Annotated in this window: 20 protein-coding genes and 1 pseudogene; 18 read left to right on the top strand and 3 right to left on the bottom strand. The window is 74.3% G+C overall.

The window, feature by feature from the left end; translation table 11 throughout:
* The first annotated feature begins 240 nt into the window (after positions 1 to 240).
* Positions 241 to 807, top strand: a complete 567-nt coding sequence (locus ACFY1T_RS27190) for a DJ-1/PfpI family protein (RefSeq protein WP_030872259.1) — start codon at positions 241 to 243, stop codon at positions 805 to 807.
* Positions 808 to 872: 65 nt separating this feature from the next.
* On the opposite strand, the gene ACFY1T_RS27185 is transcribed toward ACFY1T_RS27190, so the two are convergent.
* Positions 873 to 1,688, bottom strand: coding sequence for a glutamate ABC transporter substrate-binding protein (locus ACFY1T_RS27185; RefSeq protein WP_390790498.1), 816 nt, complete (start codon positions 1,686 to 1,688; stop codon positions 873 to 875).
* A 422-nt stretch (positions 1,689 to 2,110) separates the two neighbouring features.
* On the opposite strand from ACFY1T_RS27185, the pseudogene ACFY1T_RS27180 reads away from it, so the two are divergent.
* The 6 genes and pseudogenes from ACFY1T_RS27180 (at position 2,111) to ACFY1T_RS27155 (ending at position 8,275) form a co-directional block, all read left to right on the top strand.
* Positions 2,111 to 2,183: pseudogene (locus ACFY1T_RS27180) on the top strand.
* 68 nt (positions 2,184 to 2,251) lie between these two features.
* Positions 2,252 to 3,391 (top strand): gala protein, encoded by a 1,140-nt coding sequence (locus tag ACFY1T_RS27175; RefSeq protein ID WP_390790497.1) that lies wholly within the window; start codon positions 2,252 to 2,254, stop codon positions 3,389 to 3,391.
* Complete coding sequence (locus ACFY1T_RS27170; protein WP_390790496.1) at positions 3,388 to 5,166, top strand: ankyrin repeat domain-containing protein; 1,779 nt, start codon at positions 3,388 to 3,390, stop codon at positions 5,164 to 5,166. The genes ACFY1T_RS27175 and ACFY1T_RS27170 overlap by 4 nt, the downstream gene beginning before the upstream one ends.
* On the top strand, positions 5,163 to 6,359 hold the full coding sequence (locus tag ACFY1T_RS27165; protein ID WP_390790495.1) for an AAA family ATPase: 1,197 nt from the start codon (positions 5,163 to 5,165) through the stop codon (positions 6,357 to 6,359). The genes ACFY1T_RS27170 and ACFY1T_RS27165 overlap by 4 nt, the downstream gene beginning before the upstream one ends.
* Before the next feature lie 13 nt (positions 6,360 to 6,372).
* Complete coding sequence (locus tag ACFY1T_RS27160) at positions 6,373 to 7,608, top strand: VWA-like domain-containing protein (RefSeq protein ID WP_390790494.1); 1,236 nt, start codon at positions 6,373 to 6,375, stop codon at positions 7,606 to 7,608.
* Positions 7,609 to 7,720: 112 nt separating this feature from the next.
* Entirely contained in the window at positions 7,721 to 8,275 is a 555-nt protein-coding gene (locus tag ACFY1T_RS27155; protein ID WP_390790493.1) for a TerD family protein, read from the top strand.
* 237 nt (positions 8,276 to 8,512) lie between these two features.
* Here ACFY1T_RS27155 and ACFY1T_RS27150 read toward each other — a convergent pair whose 3' ends face one another.
* Positions 8,513 to 9,151: a TetR/AcrR family transcriptional regulator gene (locus tag ACFY1T_RS27150; protein WP_390790492.1), complete on the bottom strand. Its 639-nt coding sequence runs from the start codon at positions 9,149 to 9,151 to the stop codon at positions 8,513 to 8,515.
* Between the two features lie 171 nt (positions 9,152 to 9,322).
* On the opposite strand from ACFY1T_RS27150, the gene ACFY1T_RS27145 reads away from it, so the two are divergent.
* The 11 genes from ACFY1T_RS27145 to ACFY1T_RS27095 all read left to right on the top strand — a co-directional run bounded on the left by ACFY1T_RS27145 (position 9,323) and on the right by ACFY1T_RS27095 (position 20,418).
* On the top strand, positions 9,323 to 10,219 hold the full coding sequence (locus ACFY1T_RS27145; protein ID WP_390790491.1) for a phosphatase PAP2 family protein: 897 nt from the start codon (positions 9,323 to 9,325) through the stop codon (positions 10,217 to 10,219).
* Positions 10,216 to 11,238 (top strand): hypothetical protein, encoded by a 1,023-nt coding sequence (locus ACFY1T_RS27140; RefSeq protein WP_390790490.1) that lies wholly within the window; start codon positions 10,216 to 10,218, stop codon positions 11,236 to 11,238. Before ACFY1T_RS27145 ends, ACFY1T_RS27140 begins: the two co-directional genes overlap by 4 nt.
* Positions 11,239 to 11,325: 87 nt before the next feature.
* Positions 11,326 to 11,592: a GlsB/YeaQ/YmgE family stress response membrane protein gene (locus ACFY1T_RS27135; RefSeq protein WP_030872233.1), complete on the top strand. Its 267-nt coding sequence runs from the start codon at positions 11,326 to 11,328 to the stop codon at positions 11,590 to 11,592.
* 82 nt (positions 11,593 to 11,674) lie between these two features.
* Positions 11,675 to 12,175 (top strand): ribonuclease E activity regulator RraA, encoded by a 501-nt coding sequence (rraA, locus tag ACFY1T_RS27130; protein ID WP_390790489.1) that lies wholly within the window; start codon positions 11,675 to 11,677, stop codon positions 12,173 to 12,175.
* An 84-nt stretch (positions 12,176 to 12,259) separates the two neighbouring features.
* Positions 12,260 to 13,933 carry a peptide-N4-asparagine amidase gene (locus ACFY1T_RS27125; protein WP_390790488.1) on the top strand — a complete coding sequence of 558 codons (1,674 nt, stop codon included), beginning with the start codon at positions 12,260 to 12,262 and terminating at the stop codon, positions 13,931 to 13,933.
* A gap of 27 nt (positions 13,934 to 13,960) precedes the next feature.
* The gene (locus ACFY1T_RS27120) at positions 13,961 to 15,715 is read left to right on the top strand and encodes a serine/threonine-protein kinase (RefSeq protein WP_390790487.1); all 1,755 of its coding nucleotides are present in this window, start codon (positions 13,961 to 13,963) and stop codon (positions 15,713 to 15,715) included.
* 98 nt (positions 15,716 to 15,813) lie between these two features.
* The gene (locus ACFY1T_RS27115) at positions 15,814 to 16,713 is read left to right on the top strand and encodes a phytoene/squalene synthase family protein (protein ID WP_390790486.1); all 900 of its coding nucleotides are present in this window, start codon (positions 15,814 to 15,816) and stop codon (positions 16,711 to 16,713) included.
* Between the two features lie 107 nt (positions 16,714 to 16,820).
* The gene (locus ACFY1T_RS27110; RefSeq protein WP_390790485.1) at positions 16,821 to 17,786 is read left to right on the top strand and encodes an ATP-binding cassette domain-containing protein; all 966 of its coding nucleotides are present in this window, start codon (positions 16,821 to 16,823) and stop codon (positions 17,784 to 17,786) included.
* Complete coding sequence (locus ACFY1T_RS27105) at positions 17,783 to 18,508, top strand: ABC transporter permease (RefSeq protein WP_390790484.1); 726 nt, start codon at positions 17,783 to 17,785, stop codon at positions 18,506 to 18,508. Before ACFY1T_RS27110 ends, ACFY1T_RS27105 begins: the two co-directional genes overlap by 4 nt.
* Positions 18,509 to 18,535: 27 nt before the next feature.
* Positions 18,536 to 19,816: a sensor histidine kinase gene (locus ACFY1T_RS27100; RefSeq protein WP_390790511.1), complete on the top strand. Its 1,281-nt coding sequence runs from the start codon at positions 18,536 to 18,538 to the stop codon at positions 19,814 to 19,816.
* Entirely contained in the window at positions 19,813 to 20,418 is a 606-nt protein-coding gene (locus ACFY1T_RS27095; protein ID WP_390790483.1) for a response regulator, read from the top strand. The genes ACFY1T_RS27100 and ACFY1T_RS27095 overlap by 4 nt, the downstream gene beginning before the upstream one ends.
* 45 nt (positions 20,419 to 20,463) lie before the next feature.
* On the opposite strand, the gene ACFY1T_RS27090 is transcribed toward ACFY1T_RS27095, so the two are convergent.
* Positions 20,464 to 21,222, bottom strand: coding sequence for a transglycosylase SLT domain-containing protein (locus ACFY1T_RS27090; RefSeq protein WP_390790482.1), 759 nt, complete (start codon positions 21,220 to 21,222; stop codon positions 20,464 to 20,466).
* Positions 21,223 to 21,356 lie beyond the last annotated feature (134 nt).

Here is a 21,356-nt window from a genome sequence, read left to right as displayed (position 1 = left end):
CAGGCACCGCCCCCGCCATGGCAGTTGGCGGGGCGTCAGGTGGCAGAGCCGAGGTTCACATTGTCATGTGCCTTACAGGTAAAATCCATGTGTCGGAAGGCCGGATTCTGCCCCCGGCGCCCACTGGGCCGAACGGGTGAGTGCCCCTTGGCAGAACGCTCCGTCGCGGGCACGGTGGCGGGGGCCCCGGCCGGGGCCGTGGACCGTGCACACCGTGAACACCCCTACCGGGAGCAGCCCATGGCAGTGAAGATCCTCATCGTGACCGGCGACGCGGCGGAGTCGCTGGAGGTCCTCTACCCGTACCAGCGCCTGCTCGAGGAGGGGTACGAGGTCCACATCGCGGCGCCGGCGGTCAAGAAACTGCGGTTCGTGGTGCACGACTTCGAGGAGGGCTTCGACACGTACACCGAGAAGCCCGGCTACACCTGGCCCGCCGACGTGGCGTTCGCCGACGTGGTGCCCGAGGAGTACGCGGCCGTGGTCGTCCCGGGCGGCAGGGCGCCGGAGTACCTGCGCAACGATCCCGAGGTGCGGCGGATCCTGGCGGCCTTCACCGGCGCCGACAAGCCGGTCGCCCAGATCTGCCACGGCCCGCTGATCACGGCCGCGAGCGGAGCTCTGCAGGGCCGCCGGGTGACCGCGTACCCGGCGCTGGAACTCGACATGAAGGCCGCCGGGGCCGCGTACGAGGACTCCGAGGCGGTGGTCGACGGGACGCTGGTCTCGGCCCGGGCCTGGCCCGACCACTCCGCCTGGATGCGGGAGTTCCTGAAGGTGCTGCGCGCCAAGGCCCCGCTGGCCTGACGTGCGCGAGAGCCGGCGAGGCCCCCGGCTCCGACCGATCGGAGCCGGGGGCCTCGCGGCGGACGTCAGCTGCCGGTCGTGATCTGCGGGGCCGGCTCGTTCTTGTAGTTGGCCGGGCCGAAGTTCTTCTTCACCGCGGCGTCCCAGGAGCCGTCCTGGACCATCTTCCGCAGAGCGGCGTTGATCTTGGTCTGGAGGTCCTTGTTGCCCTTCTTGACGCCGATGCCGTAGTTCTCGTTGCTCAGGCTCAGCCCGACCAGCTTGAACTTGCCGGCGTTGGCCTTCTGGGCGGCGTACCCGGCCAGGATGGAGTTGTCCGTGGTGAGGGCGTCGACCAGGCCGTCCTGGAGCGCGACGACGCACTCCGAGTACCCGTCGAGCTCCAGGACGCTCGCCTTGGGGGCGAGCTTCTCCTTGACGTTCTGCGCCGAGGTGGAGCCGGTGACCGAGCAGAGCTTCTTGTTGTTGAGGTCCTCGGCCTTGGTGATCGTGGTGTCGTCGGCGCGGACCAGCAGGTCCTGGTGCGCGAGGAAGTACGGGCCGGCGAAGTCGACCTTCTCCTTGCGCTTGTCGTTGATCGAGTAGCTGGCCGCGACGAACTTGACCTCGTTGTACTGCAGCAGCAGCTCGCGGTCGGAACTGTCGACCTTCTTGAACTCGATCTGCTCCGGCTTGTAGCCCAGCTCCTTGGCGATGTACGTCGAGACGTCCACGTCGAAACCGGAGAAGGTGCCGCCCTGCTCGCGCAGCCCGACGCCCGGCTGGTCGAACTTGATGCCGATCTCCAGGTTCCCCTTGGGGCCGCTGTCACCGCCGCACCCGGAGGCGGTCAGGGCGAGGCCGACCACTGCGACCAAAGCACCGGCCTTGGGAACCTTCATGCTGCACTCTTTCCTCAGGGGCCGCGGGATGCACTGCGGGGATCGCCGGCAGCGGGGGGAACCGCGGATTCGTACGAAGGCGTCAAGAAGAGTCGTGACGCGTGTACGAGGAAGCTAGGAAGGCGCCCCGCGCGATGTCACTGCAATTGAGCAAAACTTGAGGTAACGATCCGGCGTGAGCGGCGTTTCTCCGGCGAATTGTGCAGCAAGCGGGATAAAGGGGGCCGAGCGCGGGGCGAATTCGGTGCGGACGGCATGGAAAGCAATGCTCCGGCCGAAAAGGAGTGAGTCCGGTTTATCCGGATATTCCACCCGCCTGTGGCCGACGTCCCGTCCGAGGGAAAATCCCTGCGCGACCGGCCCGTCATCGTTCAAACTGGTGATCGAGTTCAAGCTGGCGGATGGGTATGATCTGCCGCAGCAAGGCCGTAGCGCAGAGGTCGTCGCGCCCACGCATCGAGCTGGAGGACGTCGGTTCGAATCCGACCGGTCTTGCGTCTTCTTGATGCTTTTCCCATGTCGTTGTGGACGCCGGGCACCGGCGAAGGACCGGTGGAGTGGTGATGACGCAGCCGACACCCGTACGCTGCCCCGCGATCGAGCACCCCGACCTGCCGATCGCCGACCCGGCCGGGCTCGACTCGCTGCTCGCGCGGCTCGCCGCGGAGCGCCCCGTCGAGGCCGACGAGACGTTCCCGGTCGGAACCCTGCGCGCGGACGGCCGCGTCGACCTGTGCAAGCAGGGCCTCGGACCGGCCGGCGCCGCCCGGGTGGCCGCCGTCGCCGCCGCATCCGCCCACGCCCGGCACCTGCTCCTCGGCACCAACTCCATCGGCGACGAGGGCGCCCGTACGCTCGCCCGCGCCCTCACCGGCGGACACGGACTGCACACCCTCTACCTGGGCTGCAACCGCATCGGCCCCGACGGCGTGACCGCCCTCGCCGAAGCCCTCGCGGACGACACCGGCGTCAAGGCGCTGTGGCTCAAGCGCAATCCGGTCCGCGAAGACGGCGCCCGGACCCTCGCCGCCCTGCTGCGTCGCAACCGCGCCCTGCGCACCCTCGACCTGGTCAACACCGGCATCGGAGCCGACGGTGTACGCCTGCTCCTCGAGGCCCTGCGCACCCGCGAGACCCCGCTCGAACGCCTCTTCCTCGGCGGCAACGGCCTTACCGCCGAGGCCGCACCGCTGCTCGCGGCGCTCATCCGGGAGGCCGGGGTGCGCGAGCTGTACCTCCCGGCCAACCACCTCGGCGACGAAGGCGCCGCGATCCTGGCCGCCGCCGCGGCGGCCGACCCCGCGCGGCCGGTCCGCCTCGGCCTCGGAGGCAACGGCATCGGCCCGGCCGGCGCCCGGGCCCTCGCCGACGCCCTCGGCGGGATCGAAGCCCTCGACCTCGGCCGGGCCATGTCCGAGCGCAGCCTCGGCTCCGCAGGCAACGACACCGGCGACGAGGGCGCGTACGCCCTGGCCGCCGCCCTCCCCGGCAGCCCCCTGCGCCGCCTCGAACTGCGCCACACCGGGCTCACCGGGCGCGGCGCGAAGTGCCTGCTGGCCGCGGTGCCCGAGGACTCCCCGCTGGAGTACGTGGGCCTCGGCCCCGGCCTGCCCCGCAAGGTGAAGCGGTCCTTCGGCGCCCGCCTGCGGCCCGCCCGGCCCGCCCACGCCGACCTCGGCGCGATCACGAGCGTGTACCGGTGAGCGCCCGCACCGAACTGCCCGGCGGGTTCCTCCCGGAGGACGGCCCGGCGTGGCGGCGGATCCGTCGCCACGCCGTACCCGGCTGGATGATCGAGCGCGCCACCGCGCACCGGCTGGCCGGCGACTGGCGGGCGGCCTGCACCGCCGCCGCCGTGGACGTCCGCCTCGACCTGTCCGCGCTCGCCGCCCGCCACGGGGCCCCGGTGGCGGAAGCGGTCGAGGAGGACCTGCGCCACCTCGCCCCGGACCTGGTGCGCTGGCACCTGCCCCGGGTCCTGGGCGGCCGTACGACCATCGAGCCCGACGTGCGCGTCCTGCTCGCCCGCTACGGAGCCGGCGCCGACGCGCCCGTGCTGTCCGTGGCCACGGGCGCGATGATCGACGGCCCGCAGCGGCTGCGGCTGCACTGCGCCCCGGTCAGCCCGGCCGAGCTCGGCCGCATCCACTCCGGAGCCGTCAACGAACCGCGTGTCGAGGACTGGACCGCGCTCCGCCCGCTCTGGGACGCCCGGCACACCGCCGCACTGCGCGAACGCCACACCGGCGGCGCGGACCGGCTCCCCTTCTTCCGCCCGGACGGCACCCCCGTGCCCCCCGGCGAGCTGCCCACCGCCGATCCCGGCGAGGCCGACCCGGCCGGGCACGCCGAGTGGACGGCCCTGCTGCACGCCCGCGGACACCACGCCGAGGCGTACGGGGCCGCAGGAGTCGAGCGGGACCTGACCGCGCCCGAGGAGGTCCCGCGGTACGGCCGCACGGCGGACCCCGAAACCGTCATGGGCTCTTCCGCGATCGACCTGACGCGGCTCGCGACGGAAGTGCGCCGTCTCGCCGCGGCCGGTTCCGGCGACCGGTTCCGGCTGCCCGTGCACTGGCGCGGCAACCTGCTGGTGGAGCCCGCCGGCCCCGGTCCGGGCGCCCGGCTCCGGGCCAGGGTGGCCGGCTGGGACGAGCTGAAGGACGCGCCGCGGCTGCCGCTGTTCGCCTGGAAGCGGCTCCCCGACCTCGAACTGGTCCGCACGGGCCGGATCACCCCGGACGAGCTCCACCCGCTCGTCGCCGCCGCCCTGTTCCCCGCGGCCGGCCCCGCCGCCGGTCCGCCCGGCCCCGCCGAGGCCAGGCCCGTACGGGTGCGCTGCCGCGGCGAGTGGCACCAGGTCCGCTCCCAGGGCGGAGTGCTCGACCTGCTCCCGCACAGCCCCGAGGAGCAGCGGCGCGAGCGCGCCATGCGGGCGTTCGGCGGCGCGATCCAGGGCTGCTTCGCCGTGCAGCAGATCTGGACCACGGGTGAGGGGCGGCTGCCGCGCGCCCTCCGGGAGGAGCGGCGGGAGCTGTTCCTGCGCGCCCAGCACGGGGACACCCCCGGCGTCGTCGCGCTGCTCGACGCCGGCATGGACCCCCGGGTCCGCGACGCCCGCGGGCGCACGCTCCTGCACGAGCTGCACCTCCTCGACCACGAGGTGCTCCTGCCGCGGCTGCTGGCGGCGGGCCTGGACCTGGAGGCCCGGACCAAGACGGGACTCACCCCGCTGCAGCTGGCGGTCCAGTTCGGCGGCTCCGCGGAGCTGGTGCGGGCCTACCTCGCGGCCGGCAGCCGGATCGACGTCCTCGACGAGGCGGACCTCTCGCTGGGCCAGGTGATCCGGCGCTACAAGCGCACCGATCTCCGCTTCCTGCGCAGCCGGGTGGAGGAGGAGTTCCCGGACATCGGCTCCGAGTGGTTCGACGAGTACATGGAAGAGCGCGAGGCCGACGAGGAGTCCGAAGAGGCATGAGCACCGAGCCGCAGCAGCCGCGGGCCCTGGCGGCCGCCGACGCCCTGGGCGCCCGGCTCCGCGCCACCCGCACCGAGCCCGCGACCAACCCCCAACTCGAGGCGCTCGCCCTCGCCGTGACGGCCAATCAGCCCGTCCTGCTGTGGGGGGAGCCGGGCATCGGCAAATCCGCCGGCATGCAGCAGCTCGCCACCGCCCTCGGTGTCGGGCTGGAGACCGTCATCGCCAGCGTCCACGAGCCCTCCGACTTCGCCGGGCTGCCCATCGTCGGGGACGACCCGGCGACCACCGGCGTGCCCATGGCACCGCCGGACTGGGCGGTCCGCCTCGCCCGCACCGGCCACGGACTGCTGTTCTTCGACGAGCTGTCCTCCGCCCCGCCCGCCGTACAGGCGGCCCTGCTGCGCGTGGTCCTGGAACGCCGCATCGGCAGCCTCGTCCTGCCCGAGTCCGTACGGATCGTCGCCGCGGCCAATCCGCCCTCCAGCGCGGCCGACGGCTGGCACCTCAGCCCGCCCCTGGCCAACCGCTTCGTCCACCTCGACTGGACCCACAGCCCGCGCACCGTGGCCCGCGGCCTCGCCGGAACCTGGCCCGAGGTGGCCATCCCGGCCGTCGACCCCGCCCGCGCCTCCGGGGCCGTCGCCCGCGCCCGCGGCGTGATCTCCGGCTTCCTGACCGCCCGGCCCGGCCTGGTCCACCACATGCCGAACGAGGCCGAGGGCCGCGGCCGTGCCTGGCCCTCCCCGCGGACCTGGGAGATGGCGCTGCGGCTGCTGGCCACCGGGTACGCGGCCGGCGCCGGCCGGGAGGCCCTGGCCGCCGCGCTCACCGGGGCCGTCGGGGACGCGGCGGGGATCGAGCTGCTCTCGTACGTGGAACACCTCGACCTGCCCGACCCGGACCGGGTCCTCGCCGACCCGGACGCCTTCGCCCTGCCCGAACGCGGCGACCGGCAGCTGGCCTTCCTCATCGCCGTGGTCGCCGCCGTCCAGGGCGAGCTCACCCGGCCGCGCTGGGAGGCCGGCTGGGCGGTCCTGGCCAAGGCGGTCGACGCGGGCGTGCCCGACGTGGCGGCGCGTGCCGCCACCGACCTGGCCGCCATGCGCGACCTGGACTGGCCGGTCCCCGCCGGGATCGACGCGTTCGTCGAACTGCTCGAGCTCTCCGGCGCCCTGCCGGGCGGCGGCTGACGGGCGGGGGAGCGTGTCCACCGACGGCCCGGCGCGCGGCGCGCCCGGGGACGGAGCCCCCGCGCGGGCCCGTCTGGACCGGGCGAAGCTGCTGGCCGCCCGGTACAAGGCGGCCGAGGCCCGGCCGTACCTCGCCTCCGCCCTGTACGCGCTCACGGTGGTCCCCTCGGCCGGGGTCCCGACGATGGGCGTGGACCGGTACTGGCGCTGCTACGTCTCGCCCGCCTTCGTCGACGCGACGCCGGTCGCGGAGCTGGCCGGGGTGTGGATCCACGAGGTGGCCCACCTGCTGCGCGACCACCACGCCCGCGCCGACCGGCTGCCGGCCGGCGACCAGCGCGACCACCGCCGGGTCAACATCGCCCAGGACTGCGAGATCAACGACGACCTGATCGCCGACGGGCTCGCGCTGCCCGAGGGGCGGATGGAGCCCCGGCTGTTCGGCCTCGCCGCCGGCGGGATGTTCGAGACGTACCTGTCCGCGATCCCCGCCACCCCGCCGCACGGACCGGACTGCGGCTCGGGTGCCCACGGCACGGCGGTGCCCTGGGAGCTGGGCGACGCCGCGGGCCCCGCGCGGATCGGCCCGGTCGAGGCGGAGGCACTGCGCCGGCAGACCGCCCAGGCCATGCGCGCCCACCAGAAGGTCCGGGGCAGGCTCCCGGCCGGTTGGCAGCGCTGGGCGCAGGAGCTGCTGGAGCCCACCGTCGACTGGCGCCGCGCGCTGTCCGGGGCGGTGCGGGAGGCCGCGGCCTGGGCGGGCGGGGCCGTGGACTACACCTACCGCCGCCCCTCGCGCCGCACTCCCGCGCTCGGCGGCCGCGTGGTGCTGCCCAGCCTGCGCCGGCCGCTGCCGCGGGTCGCGATCGTCGTCGACACCTCGGGGTCGATGGGGGACGACGAGATCGCCGCCGCGCTCGGCGAGGTCACCGGCGTGCTGCGGGAGGTGGGGGTGCGCGGCAACCGGGTCGCCGTCCTGGCCTGCGACGCGGACGTGCACGCCGTGTCCCGGGTGACGAGCACCGAGCAGGTGACCCTGGCCGGGGGCGGCGGCACCGACATGCGCGTCGGCGTCCGCGCCGCGCTGGCGGCGGCGGAGCGGCCGAACATCGTGGTCGTCCTGACCGACGGGTACACGCCGTGGCCGGACGAGACCCCGTCCTGCCGGCTGATCGCCGCGCTGATCGGACCCGAGGCACCGCAGCCGCCGGGCTGGGTGGAGACCGTACGCGTCCTGCCCGGGTCCTGAGGGACGGACGGCATCCGGCTCAAGTGGCCGGGAACGTACGCCCGTCCGGGACGACCGGGCCGCCGCATGACAGCATGGCCGGGCAACACCCGGCAAGCGGAGGGGGAGTTCGGTGAGCACTTCGACGAGCGGAGTACGCAAGGGCCTGGCCAAGGTGGAGATCGCACTGCGGTGGGATCCGAGCCCCGCGGGCACGCCCGCCCACGACCTGGACATCATCGCGGCGGTGTTCGGCGCCGCGGATCCCCACGGGGAGCCCGTCCACCTGGTGCACTTCGGCAGCCGTTCGCCCGACGGCACCATCACCTTGAACCGTGACAGCCACACCGGCCAGGGCTTCGGCTTCGACGAGGTGATGACCCTCGAACTGGACCGGATGGCGCCCGCGTTGGGGCGGGTGGTGGTCGGCGTGGTCATCCAGGACGCGGGACAGCGGGGCGCCCGTACGAAGACCTTCGCGGCCATAGGCGGCACGGGGGTGCGGATCCGGGAGGGCTACGCCGACCTCGCGGTGACCGACTTCGCGGGGATCCCGGCCGCCACGGCGGCCACGATCGCGGAGTTCACGCGGGACGGTTCGGGAGCCTGGTCGCTGGACGCCGCCGTACGGGGCTTCGACGCGGATCCGGAGGAGTTCGCCCGGACGATGGGCGCCCCGCGCTCCTGACGCGGAGCTGCGCCGCAGGACCGTGAAGCGGGGGCCTTCGGGCGGGGCCTCCGGATGCGGGCCTCCAGCAGATGAGGGCCTTCAGGTGCGGGCCCGGGGCGGGGCCGCACAGACCGGGCGGTGGTCACTCCCTCGAGTGAGTGACCACCGCCCCGTCCGGGTGGCGCGCTGCCGCCGTCCCCACGAGGCAGCGCGGGCGGGTCGCCGTCCGGTCATCGGTGACGGCGGCCCACCGGTTCAGGGGGTCCCGGACCGGTCCGGGTCCGGGACGGGTACGGGTACGGGTGCCAGGCCCAGGGCGGGGAGCAGGGCCGCGTCGACGAACCGGACCAGGTAGTCGGCGTCGGCGTACCGCCCCTCCAGTACCGGCCTGATGCGCAGGACGCCCATCAGCTGCGCCGGCAGGAACTCCGTGGCCGGATGGCCCTCCGCGATCTCGCCGCGGGCCACGGCCCGCGCGACCATCGCGTCGAACGCGGTCAGCTCCGGCTCGACCAGCGCCTCGCGCAGCGCCGCCTGCAGCTCCTCGTCGCTCAGCACCGCGTGCCCGAGCGCCTGGGTGAGCCGGGTGTCGCGCCCCGAGTTGCCGGCCGCGATCCGGGCCGCCTCGCGCAAGTCGCCGGCGAGCGTCCCGGTGTCCACCCCGGCCAGCGTGCCCTGCCGGTGCGCGCGCAGGGCCGCCGCGACGAGCTGGGGTTTGGTCTTCCACTGCCGGTAGAGCGTCGACTTCCCGCAGCAGGCCCGGGCGGCGACGCCCTCCATGGTCAGCGCCTCGTACCCGTGCTCGCGCAGCTGCTCCAGAACGGCGTCGTAGAACTCCTGCACCCGTTCCGGGGTGATCTTGGAGCGGCGCGCGGCAGGCGGCGTCGACGTCATGGTGAGCGGCTCTCCTCGGGGGCTCCGCAGGTGATGGTTCCTGAGGAAAGTGTACGGGAACGCGAGCGTATCGGTACACCTGCGTATCGATACGCGAATGTATCGATACACTGGCGTGTCGATGTCCGCGTACAGGCGGCGCGCGAGCACAGAGAAAAGGAAGCGGGGGAAATGAGCTCCCACACCACACCCGCAGGGCCGGCCGACGGCCCGGCAGCGAGTCCGAGGCGCCGACTCATACGCGAGCTGCTGCTCGTCGCGGGCCTGTTCGCCGTCTACAAGACCGGCCGGATGCTCTCCACGGACCGCACCGAAGAGGCCTTCCGCAACGCCGGCCGGATCTGGGACGCCGAGCGCACCCTGCACCTGCCGGGCGAGGGCGCGATCCAGCGGCTGCTCCTGCACGGGGACGCCCTCGTCCACACGGCGAACACCTACTACGCGGCCGTGCACTTCCCGGCGACCGTCCTCTTCCTGATCTGGCTGTACGTACGCAGGCCCGGCCACTACCTGTGGGCCCGGCGCGTGCTCGCCGTCCTGACCGGCGCCGCCCTCGCGCTGCACCTCGCCTTCCCGCTCGCACCGCCGCGGATGCTCGGCGCCGCGCACCTCGTGGACACCGCACAGGTCTACGGGCCCTCGGTCTACCGGGCCGCGCCCGCCACAGACACCATGGCCAACCAGTTCGCCGCCATGCCCTCGCTGCACTTCGGATGGGCGCTGATGCTGGCGCTCGGCATGATCGCCGCCACCCGGTCCCGCTGGCGCGTGCTGTGGCTGCTGCACCCGCTGGTGACCCTGCTCGTGGTGGTCGGCACCGCCAACCACTACTGGCTCGACGCGATCGTGGCCACCGTGCTCCTCGGCGGGGCCCTGCTGGTGGTGCCGCGTCCGCCGGTCCGCGCGGGGTCGCTGCCCGTCGTACGGCACCTGCCGCGCCCGCAGCGCGGTGAGCGGGCTCCGGCCCCGGCGGTCCGGGAGGCCCCGGCAGTCCGGGAGGCCCCGGCGGTCCGGGAGGCCCCGGCGGTCCGGGAGGCCCCGGCCGGGGTCGTGGGGGCCGGCCGGTGAACGCCACCCTCCTCGCCGTCCTGCTCTGCCTCGCCTCCGCCGTCGCGTACGCGGCCGCGGCCGTGGCCCAGGAGCGGCTCGCCCGAGCCGCCGTGGCCCGCAGCGCCGGAGCCCTGCTCGGCAACGGGGCCTGGTGGTGGTCGGCCGGACTGAACGCCGGTGCCGCGCTGCTGCACGCGGCCGCCCTGCGCTACGGCCCGCTCACCCTGGTCCAGCCGCTCGGCGCGCTCACCCTCGTCGCCGCCGTCCCGCTGGGGGCGCACGGCGCCGGCCGCCGGGTCGCGGCCACCGAATGGCGGGGCACCCTGGCCACGGTCGCCGGTCTCGGGCTGCTGCTGCTCCCGGCCTCCGGGCCCGCCCCCGACGACACGCTCACCCTGGCCGAAGCGCTCGCTGTGTCCGGGGCGACCGTCGCCGCGATCACGCTGCTCACCGTACGCAGGGACGTGCGCTCGGGGCTGCGGCACGCGACGGCCTCGGGGCTGGCCTCCGCCGTGGCCTCCGCGCTGACCCAGACGGTGGCCGTCGCGGGCGGCCGCGGCGGGGCCCTGCTCAGCGTGCGGGTCGTCGCCGTCGGCCTGCTCGTGGTGGTGTTCGCGGTCGGCGGGATGCTCCTGTCGCAGCGGGCCTACCGGGGCGGGCTCGGGGCGCCGCTCGCCGTGGTGAACCTGGCCAACCCGCTGGCCGCGGCCGCCATCGGCATGATCCTGCTCGGCGAACGCCTCCAGGGCGGCGCGGTGGGGCTCCTGCTCGCCGTGGCCGGCGCGCTCGCGGCGGCGCGCGGGGTGCTGCTGCTGACGCGGACGGCGCCCGGGGCGGAAGCTGCGCCGGCACCGGCCGCCGCATCCGTACCGGCGACCGCATCCGTACCGGCGACCGCGCCCGTCCCGGCGCCCGTGCCGGCATCCGTGCCCGCAGCCGCACCCGCGCCCGCACTCGCGACCGTGCCCGCACCCGGAGCCGCAGCCGCGCCCGCCCCTGCGGTCGCCGCGTCGGTCGGCGGCCGCGTACCGGGCTGAGACGGCCGAGAACCGTTTCACCGGTGTTCGCGTCCTCCCTGGTGAGAACGCGAACACCGACGCACGAGCGAAGCGGAGTGAACGACCATGGGGATCGTCAGCTGGATCGTCCTGGGGCTGCTGGCCGGCCTCATAGCCAAGGTCCTGCTGCCCGGCCGCGACCCGGGCGGGCTGATCGGCACCACCCTCATCGGCATCGCCGGAGCCTTCATCGGTGGCTGGCTCTCCGCGAAGTTCCTGGACAAGCCGATCGGCCACGACTTCTACGACCCCGCCACCTGGGGCTCCGCGATCGCCGGCTCGCTGGTCCTGCTCATCGGCTACCGCATCCTCTTCGGCAACTCCCGGGACTGAGGCGGGTCCAGGGGCCTTCGGGGCCACCGGTTAGGCTCGGGCGCACGGCGCGAAGTACGAGCTGCGAGGAGCCCCGAGACCCATGAGCGTCACCCCTGTCAGTCCCGTCACCCCCGTCCCCACGAGCGACCTGTACGACGAGCACGGCGAGGCCCTGGCCCTCTGCACCACGCAGTTCCGCCAGTTCGGCGGGCGGCGCCTCTTCGCCGGCCCGGTGCGGACGGTCAGCTGCCACGAGGACAACGCCCTGCTGCGCGAGCTGGTCAACACGCCGGGCGGGGGTGCGGTCCTCGTCGTGGACGGCGGCGGCTCCCTGCGCACGGCCCTCACCGGGGACCTCATCGCCGGAGCGGCGCAGCGCAACGGCTGGGCCGGCCTGATCATCAACGGCGCGGTCCGCGACAGCGTGGCCCTCGGCGGACTCGACCTCGGCGTCAAGGCGCTCGGCACCGTCCCGCGCAAGAGCGGCAAGACGGGCGAGGGCACGGTGGACGTGCCGGTCACCATCGGTGAAGTGACGTTCCGCCCGGGGGACACGGTCCACGCGGACGACGACGGCACGGTCATCGTCCCCACCGCCTGACCCGGTCACGGGGGGCGAGATTCGGCCATGGGCGGGCCGGTGCCCCTGGTGCCGGGCCCGTGGGGCCGGATTCACTGCGGGGCCATGACACGACACAGGATCATGGGCCTGCTCGGCGCGCTCGCGCTCGCCGCGGGCACCCTGGCCGGCGCCGCGGGACCCGCGGCCGCGGCCGACCCGACCGGGGGCGGGACAGGGAGCGGGGCCCACGGCGCAGCCGCCGAGCCGCCCGCCGAGTTCGGGACCGACTGGCACGACCCCCTCACCGCGGCCCCGCCCGTCGCCAGGCCCGCGACCCGCTCCTGCGAGGTGACCGTCGCCGAGGCCCAGTTCCGCGACTACACCCCGTACGTCGGGAGCTACGCGCCCCCGGCCGCGTGCGGCGGGACCTGGGCCAAGGTGGTCCTGCGCCTCGACGGCAAGGTCAAGGGCCGCCAGTACGACCGCCTCGGCCACCTCTCCCTCGGCGGCGTCGAGATCCTGCGCACCTCCACCCCCGAGCCCTCGCCCGACGGCATCACCTGGTCCGTCGAGAAGGACGTCACCCGCTACCGCGACACCCTGGGCCGGCCGCAGCCCGTCGAGATGCTGATCGGCAACTTCGTCGACGGCACCTACACCGGCGTCATCGACGTCAAGGTCACCCTCACCTTCTACGCCGCCGACCGGGGCGGGCACGCCCCCGCCCCCGACACCCCCGACCGCGTCCTGCCGCTCACCACCCCCTCGGTCACCACCCCGCGCAACACCGAGCGGCTCCTCGCCGAGGTGTACGCCACCGGCTCGGGCGGCGGCTGCGAGGAGTACTGGTACATGACCACCCCCGACGCCGCCCCGTACTCCTGCAAGGCCGCCGACGGCCCGTACCGCGAGGTCCGCATCTCCGTCGACGGACAGCTCGCCGGCATCGCCGCCCCCTTCCCGACCGTGTGGACCGGCGGCTGGTCGAACCCCTTCCTCTGGTACGTCACCCCGGCGCCCCGCGCCTTCGACGTCCAGCCGATCCTGTACGACCTCACCCCGTACGCCGCCCTCCTCAACGACGGCCGCCCGCACCGGATCGAGGTGTCCGTCGCCGGGGTCCCGGCCGGGCAGAGCGGCTGGAGCACCCCGACGAACCTGCTCCTCTGGCAGGACGAGGGCCGGGCCGTGGTCACCGGCTCCCTCACCCGCCACGAGGAGGGCGAACCGGCCAACTCCACGCGCTGGACGCCCGCCGCACCCGGAACGCCCGCCGCGCAGCACCGCCTCGACACCGAGGGCGCCCACCGGCTCACCGTCGCCGGCCGGCTCGACACCTCCCACGGCCGGGTCACCACCACCGTCACCCGCGCCGTGCGGGGCACCTCCGCGCACCGCTGGACGGAGGGCGAGAACCAGGACGCCCTGACCGCGACCTGGACCGACGAGGAGAGCGTCACCCGCGGCCCCACCACCGTCCGCACCGCGCGCACGTACACGATGGACGGCGAGACCACCCTGGGCGCCGGGGACCGGCTGCGCACCGTCATCGCACTCGGCGACCGCGCCGAGACGAGCACCCTGCGCGGCGGCCGCACCGTGGACCGGACCCGCCTCGACGACCGGTACACGGGCGACGCGAGCTACACGGCGAACGTCCCGCGCGAGCAGCGGCACGCGGTCGGCACCAGCTCCGAGCACTACCAGCTGTACGGGTCGCAGCCCGGGCACGGCTGCTACGACCGCACCCTGTCCACCGCCCAGGGCACCGTGACGGTGGACCGCCGACGCTGCTGACACCGCCTGCGCCTACGATGTCCGGCCATGGACATGAGTGAGGCCGACAGACAGCTGGTCGACGGCCGCTTCGAACTGATCGCACCGCTGGGCGCCGGCGGCATGGGCACGGTGTGGCGCGCCCGCGACATCGCACTGCACCGCGACGTCGCCCTGAAAGAGGTGCGCCCGCCGGACCCGGCGACCGCCGCCGCCCAGCCCGGACTCACCGTCCAGCTGCGCGAACGCGCCATCCGCGAGGCCCGCGCGCTCGCCCGGTTGGCGCACCCGCACGTCGTGACGATCCACCACATCGTGGAGCCCGCCGCCGGCACGGACGGACATCCGTGGATCGTGATGGAGCTGGTCAAGGGCGGCTCCCTGCACGACAGGCTGGAGTCGGGGCCGATGCCCGTCGCCGAGGTGCTGCGCCTCGGCCTCGACGTGCTGTCCGCGCTGCGGGCCGCCCACGCCGAAGGGGTGCTCCACCGCGACGTGAAGCCGGCCAACGTGCTGCTGCGCCCCGACGGCTCCGCCGTGCTGACCGACTTCGGCATCGCGGCCCTGCACGACTCGACGGCGCTCACGTCCACCGGCGTGCTCATCGGCTCGCCGGAGTACATCGCCCCGGAGCGGGCGCGCGGTGAGGAGGGCCTGGCGGCCTCCGACCTCTGGTCGCTCGGCATGCTGCTCTACGTGGCCTCGGAAGGGGCCCATCCGCTGCGCCGGGCCACCACGCTGGCCACCGTCGTCGCCGTGCTCGACGAGCCGATCCCGGCTCCGGTGCGCTCCGGTCCGCTGGGGCCCGTACTGGAACGGCTGCTCGTACGCGACCTGTCCGTACGGCCCGACGCGGCGCAGCTGGAACAACTGCTCCGGGACGCGAGCAGCGCTCTCGCGAGCGGAGCCTCGCCGGTCGCTCCGCCGGCCGCGTCCCCCACGGTCCTGGGCCAGTACGGGCCGCCGACCCCGCAGCCGGGCATCGGCCTCGGAGCGGGAGCAGGAGCAGGAGCAGGAGCAGGAGCCGGCCAGACCCGGCCCGCGCAGCCGCAGGTCCCGCACCCCTACGCGCCGTCGGCGCCGTTCACCCCCGGCGGCGGCTCCCCGTACTCGGTCACCACGCCCGTCCCGGCCCCGTCCGCCGCGCGCCGGCGCCCGGCGCTGCTCGCCGCCGTCCTCGCGCTGGTCCTGGCCGGCGGCGTGATCGGGTTCGTCAAGTGGTTCCCCGGCTCGGACACCGGCGCCAAGGGCGGCAGCGACGGGGCGAAGGGCGGCAGCACCACCGCGGGCGCCGGCCCCTCGACCCCCCGCCCCCAGCAGAGCCTCCCCAAGTCGGCCGGCAGCCAGGCCGCCGCCCCCAAGGGCAGCCTGCTCACCCCCGCCAACGTGCGCACGGCGATCGAGGCCCTCAAGCAGAAGACGGGCACCACCCAGTTCGTGGAGATGAACATCTACGAGGAGTACGTCCTCGCGTCCATCCCCACCGCCCCCGGAGCCAAGACCTACGACCGCTACCAGTACCGCGACGGCGAGGCGAAGCGCACCGGCCCCGGCAGCACCATCAAGGCCGACGAGCCGCTGATCGACATGGCGACCGTCAACTGGGACGCCCTGCCCGGCCTCCTCGACACCGCCAAGCAGGAACTGGGCGTGACCAACCCGACCTCCCGCTACGTCATCGTCGAACCCTGGCTCCTCGACGGAACCCCCTCCATGCGGCCCTACCTCACCGACGAGTACGGCCAGGGCGGGTACGTCTACGCCGACACCCAGGGCAAGGTGAAGAAGGTCTACCGCTCCTGACATCGTGTATCCGTACGGGTGCCGTACGCGCGCCGCATGCACCGCACGCACGGCGCACGTACGGCTCTTCACGGTCCGACTCGGGGAGTACCACCACCATGCCCAGCTGGCGCACCACCCTCACCGCCGCCGGTGTCACCGGCCCCCGGCTGCGGGAGGACTTCACGTACGTCGCCCGCCGGGTCCTGCGCCGCGAGCCGGCCCCGTACGTGACGCTGCGGCTGCTCGCCGCGCCGCCGCTCGTGCCCTGGCTGACGGCGGGGGTGGGTTTCATGAACCTCGTCGACGACGTGGCGGAGACCGGCACGCCGCAGGAACGTTCCGCCGGTCTGGCCGCGCTCACCGGGCAGGTGGAAGCGGCCCTGGAGACCGGCGACAGCCCCGACCCGCTGCTGCGCGCGTACGCCCACGCCGTCGCCACCCGCGGGCTGCCCGGGCACTGGGTCTCCCGGTTCCTGGAGGGCGCCGCCACCGCCGAGGCCGGCTTCGACGGCTTCGACACCGAGGAGGACTTCCAGGAGTACCTCGACGCCTACGCCTGGCCCGGGGTGCTGGTCTTCACCGGACTCCAGTACCAGGGCGGGCCCGACGAGGAGCAGGCCGCCGGGTGGCGGCGGTTCGTGGACGCCGCCCAGCGGGTCGACTTCCTCGCGGACCTCGCCGGGGACCTCGCGGACGGCCGGCTGTGCCTGCCGCGCGCCCGCCTCGCCGAGCACTGCGTCACCCGGGCCGACCTCGAACAGGCCCGCGACACCGCGGCCGTACGCGCACTCCTCGCCGACGAAACCCGGCGCGCCCGCAGCGCCCTCGACGCCACCGAAGGCATCCTCGACCTCGTCGAGCCGGGCCTGCGCCCCGTGATCGCCGCGATGACGGAGCTGATGGGACACCAGCTGACCGCCGTGGAACGGGCCGGCGTCCGGGCGCTGCGCAAGGACGTCGGCTACGGCCTGGCCGCCCCCGTCCGCACCCTGCTGCGCGCCCGCGCCGGGCGCTGAGGGGGCCCGCAGGCGTCCACCGGTCCGCCGGTCGTGACATTTGTACCGGTGGGGTCCGTACATGCGGATCTGCCGGCGGACCCGCCCCGATTCGTAGCGTGGTGGGCATGACGCAGACGACACGGACCCTCCGGACGAGCCGGACCGCCCGACCGGCGCACGAGGAGCCCGCGATCCGGTTCCGGCACGTGGCCAAGTCCTTCGGCGCCGTCCGCGCCGTGGCCGGCATCGACCTCGACGTCCGGCCCGGCGAGACGGTCGCCCTGCTCGGCCGCAACGGCGCCGGCAAGTCCACCACGATCAGCCTGCTGCTCGGCCTCGAGGAGCCCGACGCGGGCACCGTACGGCTCTTCGGAGAGACCCCCGACCGGGCGGTCCGGGCCGGCCGGGTGGGCGCCATGCTCCAGGAGGGGCGCGCCGTACCGCGGATCACCGTGCGCGAGCTCGTCGGCTTCGTGGCCCGCACCCACCCCGCCCCCCTGCCCGTCGCCGAGGCGCTGGAGCTCGCCGGACTCACCGAGCTCGCCGGCCGCCGCATCGACCGGCTCTCGGGCGGCCAGGCCCAGCGCGTCCGCTTCGCCGTGGCCCTCGCCGGGAACCCGGAGCTCATCGTGCTGGACGAGCCGACCGCCGCCCTCGACGTGGAGGCCCGGCGGGCCTTCTGGGAGTCCATGCGCGGCTACGCCCGGCGGGGCAACACCGTCCTGTTCTCCACGCACTACCTGGAGGAAGCCGACGCCCACGCCGACCGCATCCTGGTCGTCGACGCGGGCCGGATCGTCGCCGACGGCACCGGGGAGCAGCTGCGTCGTGCCGCCGGCGGGTCGCTGGTCTGCGTCGACCTGGCCGGGCGCCCCACCGAAGGGCTCGGCGAACTGCCCGGTGTGGTCTGCGTGGAGGTACGGGCGGACCGCGCGCGGCTGCGTACGGAGGATCCGGACGCGACGGTCGTCGCGCTCGCCGGCCTCGGCGCCGTCCGCGGGATCGAGGTCACCGCGCCCTCGCTCGACGACGCCTTCCTCGCCCTCACCGACAGCCACGCCCACACCCTTTCCGCGGGGAGCGCCCGATGATCACCGCCTACGTCCGTCTGGAAGTCCGCCGGACCCTGCGCGACACCTCCTTCGTCGTCTTCGGCATCGGCATGCCGGTGCTCATGTACCTGCTCTTCACCAACCTCGGGTCCGACGCCGACACCGGCGACTGGAAGACGGCCTCCATGGTGGCCATGGCCGCGTACGGGGCCCTGGGAGCGGCCCTGGGGACCGGGACCGGTGTCGCCGAGGACAAGGGCATCGGCTGGCTGCGCCAGCTGCGGGTCACCCCGATGACCCCCCGCCAGGTGGTGATCGGCCGTGCCCTGACCGGCTCGGTGACGGTGCTGCCCGCCGTGGCCGCCGTGCTCGCGGCCGGCGCTTTCGTCAACGGGGTACGCCTGGAGGCCTGGCAGTGGTCCGCCGTCGCCCTCGTCCTGTGGCTCGGCGCGCTCCCCTTCACCCTGCTCGGCATCGGCAACGGGTACCGGCTCACCGCCCAGACCACCGGCGTGGTCAACGTCGGGTGCAGCCTCGCGCTCTCCATCGTCGGCGGACTCTGGTTCCCGACCGAGCTGTTCCCGCACTGGCTGCGCTCCCTGTCGGGCTTCACCCCCACGCGCCGCTTCGCCGAGATCGGGCAGTCCCTCGCCGCGGGCGCGGCCCCCGGTGCGGCCGCGGTCGCCGTACTCGCGGCATGGGCCCTGCTGTTCGGTTCGTACGCGGTGCTCTCGTACCGTCGGTCCGCGAGGACGGCGTAGCGCATGGAGCGGGGAACCGGAATGAAGATGCGGGAATGGCGCGAGGGCCGCAGGGCCCGGAAGGCCGACTGGGCCGTGCGCAAAGCCGAATGGCGGGCGGAGCGGAAGCGCCGCAGGGCGAGTGGCGAGGATCCCGGCCAGGGCTGCGGCCCGATGGCCCCTTCGAACCCCTTCGCGCTGCTGCCCTGGCTGCTGCTGGGGATGGGTGCCATCTCGAACGTCATCAAGGGGGAGACCCCCAACCCCTGGATCGGCGCCCTGGGCCTGCTGCTCTTCAACTCCCTGTACGTCACCCTGGTGTTCCGCGCCTTCGACCGGCGGGCCCGCGAGGCCGCGGGCACCCGCTGGTGCCTGGCCGCCCTCGGCGCGGTCACCTGCGCCCTCGCCCTGGCGTACGGGGGCAACTGGCTGCTGTTCTTCCCGCTGTGGGGCCTGGCCACGGGTGCGGTGATCCGGGGACGCCTGCTCGGCCCCGTGATGTTCGTCGTCACCGCCCTCGCCGGGGCGATCGCCGGCCTCGACGAGGGCTGGGACACCCTCGGCATCGCCTACGGGACGCTCGTGTCCGGCATGGTCACCGCGGCCATCCTCGCCCTGTCCGAGACCGTCAAGGAACTGCGCGAGACGCGGGAGGAGCTGGCCCGGGCCGCCGTGGACCAGGAGCGGCTGCGCTTCTCCCGCGATCTGCACGACCTGCTCGGCCACACGCTGTCGGTGATCGTCGTGAAATCGGAGGCGGCCCGCAGGATCGCTCCACGGGACATGGAGGCCGCCCTCGGCCAGATCGCCGACATCGAGTCGGTCGGGCGCCAGGCGCTCACCGAGATCCGCGAGGCCGTCACCGGCTACCGCGAGACCAGCCTCGCCGCCGAGCTCGACCGGGCCCGCGGCGCGCTGACCGCCGCCGGGATCGAGCCCGTCGTACGGCAGTCGGGGCACCCGCTGCCCCCGCAGGCGGCGGCGCTGCTGGGCTGGGTGGTGCGCGAGGCCGCCACCAATGCCATCCGGCACAGCGGTGCGACCACCTGCGAGATCGAGGTGCGGAGCACGGCGGAACGGGTCCGCCTGGTGATCACCGACAACGGGAACGGCGTAGGCTCGACCCCGCCGGGCAGCGGACTGACCGGCCTGACGGAACGGCTCGCCGCGGCGGGCGGCACCCTCGTCGGAGGCCCGGTCCCCGGGGCGGGGCGCGGGTTCCGGGTCACGGCCGAGCTCCCGGTGGAGAACCCGGGGAACTCCGGGAACGCAGGGAACGCCGGGAATGCCGGGAACTCCGGGAACTCCGGGAACGAGGAGAGTCGATGATCAAGGTCCTGCTCGCGGAGGACCAGGGCATGATGCGCGGCGCGCTGGCCCTGCTGCTCGGGCTGGAGGAGGACATCGAGGTCGTGGCGCAGGTCGGCGCCGGGGACGAGATCGTGCCCGCCGCGATCGAGGCGCGGCCGGACGTGGCCCTGCTCGACATCGAACTCCCGGGCCGCAGCGGTCTCGACGCGGCCGCCGAGCTGCGCACGCGCTGCCCCGGCTGCAGGGTGCTGATCCTGACCACCTTCGGCCGCCCCGGATACCTGCGCCGGGCGATGGAGGCGGGGGCCGCCGGATTCCTGGTCAAGGACGGGCCGGTGGAGGAACTGGCCGCCGCGGTACGCCGGGTGCTCGCGGGGGAGACGGTGATCGACCCCGCGCTCGCCGCTGCCGCGCTCAGTGCCGGTCCGAATCCGCTGACCGCGCGTGAGGTCGACGTGCTGGGCGCGGCGGTCGACGGGGCGACCGTGGCCGACATCGCGGCCAGGGTCCATCTGTCGGAGTCGACGGTACGGAACTACCTGTCGTCCGCCATCGGCAAGACGGGCACCCGCAACCGCATGGAGGCCGTCCGCGCGGCCCGCCGCCAGGGCTGGCTCTAGACGGTCGGGTCGGGTCGCGGACTCGGGGACGGCCGTCCGGGGCGCCTAGTAGGCGCCGTTGACGTTGTCGATCGAGCCGTAGCGGTCCGCCGCGTAGTTGCAGGCGGCCGTGATGTTGGCGACCGGGTCGTACGAGTCCATGGACGTGCCGGGCACGTGATAGGCGCGGAAGGTCGGGTCGATGACCTGGAGCAGCCCCTTGGAGGGAATGCCCGCGGCGGCGTTGGAGTCCCAGTTGTTGATGGCCATCGGGTTGCCCGAGGACTCGCGCATCACGTTGCGGTGAATTCCGTTGTAGCTGCCGGGGATTCCGTGCCGGGCCATGATGTCCAGCGACTGCCGGATCCAGCCGTCGAGGTTGTTCGCGTACGTGGTGGCGGGCTTGGCCGCCGCGGCCGCCTTCACCCCGGTCGCCTTCGCGGCGGCCGCCTTGGCCGCCGCGCCGATGCTCAGTTTGAGGCCGGGGCGGATGATCGAGGGGTTGGACCCGATGGCGCTCCGGTTGGCCTCGTACAGGGCCTGCCAGCCGCCGTTCACCGCGTGCTCGACGGCGATCTTCGAAAGGGTGTCGCCGGCGGTCACGGAATAGGTGAGGGGAACCGCCGCCTTTCCCACCGCCGGCTTGACGGCGGTCGGCGTGACGGCCTTCACGGCGGGCGCCGCGGCCGGCTGCGTGACGGCCGCACCGGCCGTGGTCGCGCTGATCAGCGGCAGGGCGAGGGCGGCGCCGCCGGTGCCGGCGACAGCCAGCTTGCGGGCGATCGGGCGCTGCTTCGGCCGACGGTGCTTACCGAGTCCGGGCATGGCGGAATTCCTCACGTGGGGGTGCGGGGGATCCCTGGCGGCCGCCGGTTTCGGCGGCTGCCCGCTGGGAATGACGTGAAGGTAAGCGAGTCCGCCGGGCGGGAACAAGGCTCGAATTCCCCCTGGTGATCGAC

Source organism: Streptomyces sp. NPDC001194 (genome assembly GCF_042896985.1).
Taxonomy (GTDB): Bacteria; Actinomycetota; Actinomycetes; order Streptomycetales; family Streptomycetaceae; genus Streptomyces.
Note: the sequence above shows the minus strand (reverse complement) of the source record. Positions and strands in the feature narration are given on the sequence as shown.

What these genes read in the sequence shown, in the direction of transcription:
- ACFY1T_RS27115 (WP_390790486.1), top strand. Translation starts at nt 15,814, where the DNA reads ATGCCCAGCTGGCGCACCACCCTCACCGCCGCCGGTGTCACCGGCCCC.
- ACFY1T_RS27095 (WP_390790483.1), top strand. Translation starts at nt 19,813, where the DNA reads ATGATCAAGGTCCTGCTCGCGGAGGACCAGGGCATGATGCGCGGCGCG.
- ACFY1T_RS27165 (WP_390790495.1), top strand. Translation starts at nt 5,163, where the DNA reads ATGAGCACCGAGCCGCAGCAGCCGCGGGCCCTGGCGGCCGCCGACGCC.
- ACFY1T_RS27125 (WP_390790488.1), top strand. Translation starts at nt 12,260, where the DNA reads ATGACACGACACAGGATCATGGGCCTGCTCGGCGCGCTCGCGCTCGCC.
- ACFY1T_RS27120 (WP_390790487.1), top strand. Translation starts at nt 13,961, where the DNA reads ATGGACATGAGTGAGGCCGACAGACAGCTGGTCGACGGCCGCTTCGAA.
- ACFY1T_RS27100 (WP_390790511.1), top strand. Translation starts at nt 18,536, where the DNA reads ATGCGGGAATGGCGCGAGGGCCGCAGGGCCCGGAAGGCCGACTGGGCC.
- ACFY1T_RS27185 (WP_390790498.1), bottom strand. Translation starts at nt 1,688, where the DNA reads ATGAAGGTTCCCAAGGCCGGTGCTTTGGTCGCAGTGGTCGGCCTCGCC.
- ACFY1T_RS27135 (WP_030872233.1), top strand. Translation starts at nt 11,326, where the DNA reads ATGGGGATCGTCAGCTGGATCGTCCTGGGGCTGCTGGCCGGCCTCATA.
- ACFY1T_RS27110 (WP_390790485.1), top strand. Translation starts at nt 16,821, where the DNA reads ATGACGCAGACGACACGGACCCTCCGGACGAGCCGGACCGCCCGACCG.
- rraA (WP_390790489.1), top strand. Translation starts at nt 11,675, where the DNA reads ATGAGCGTCACCCCTGTCAGTCCCGTCACCCCCGTCCCCACGAGCGAC.
- ACFY1T_RS27145 (WP_390790491.1), top strand. Translation starts at nt 9,323, where the DNA reads ATGAGCTCCCACACCACACCCGCAGGGCCGGCCGACGGCCCGGCAGCG.
- ACFY1T_RS27175 (WP_390790497.1), top strand. Translation starts at nt 2,252, where the DNA reads ATGACGCAGCCGACACCCGTACGCTGCCCCGCGATCGAGCACCCCGAC.
- ACFY1T_RS27090 (WP_390790482.1), bottom strand. Translation starts at nt 21,222, where the DNA reads ATGCCCGGACTCGGTAAGCACCGTCGGCCGAAGCAGCGCCCGATCGCC.
- ACFY1T_RS27105 (WP_390790484.1), top strand. Translation starts at nt 17,783, where the DNA reads ATGATCACCGCCTACGTCCGTCTGGAAGTCCGCCGGACCCTGCGCGAC.
- ACFY1T_RS27150 (WP_390790492.1), bottom strand. Translation starts at nt 9,151, where the DNA reads ATGACGTCGACGCCGCCTGCCGCGCGCCGCTCCAAGATCACCCCGGAA.
- ACFY1T_RS27190 (WP_030872259.1), top strand. Translation starts at nt 241, where the DNA reads ATGGCAGTGAAGATCCTCATCGTGACCGGCGACGCGGCGGAGTCGCTG.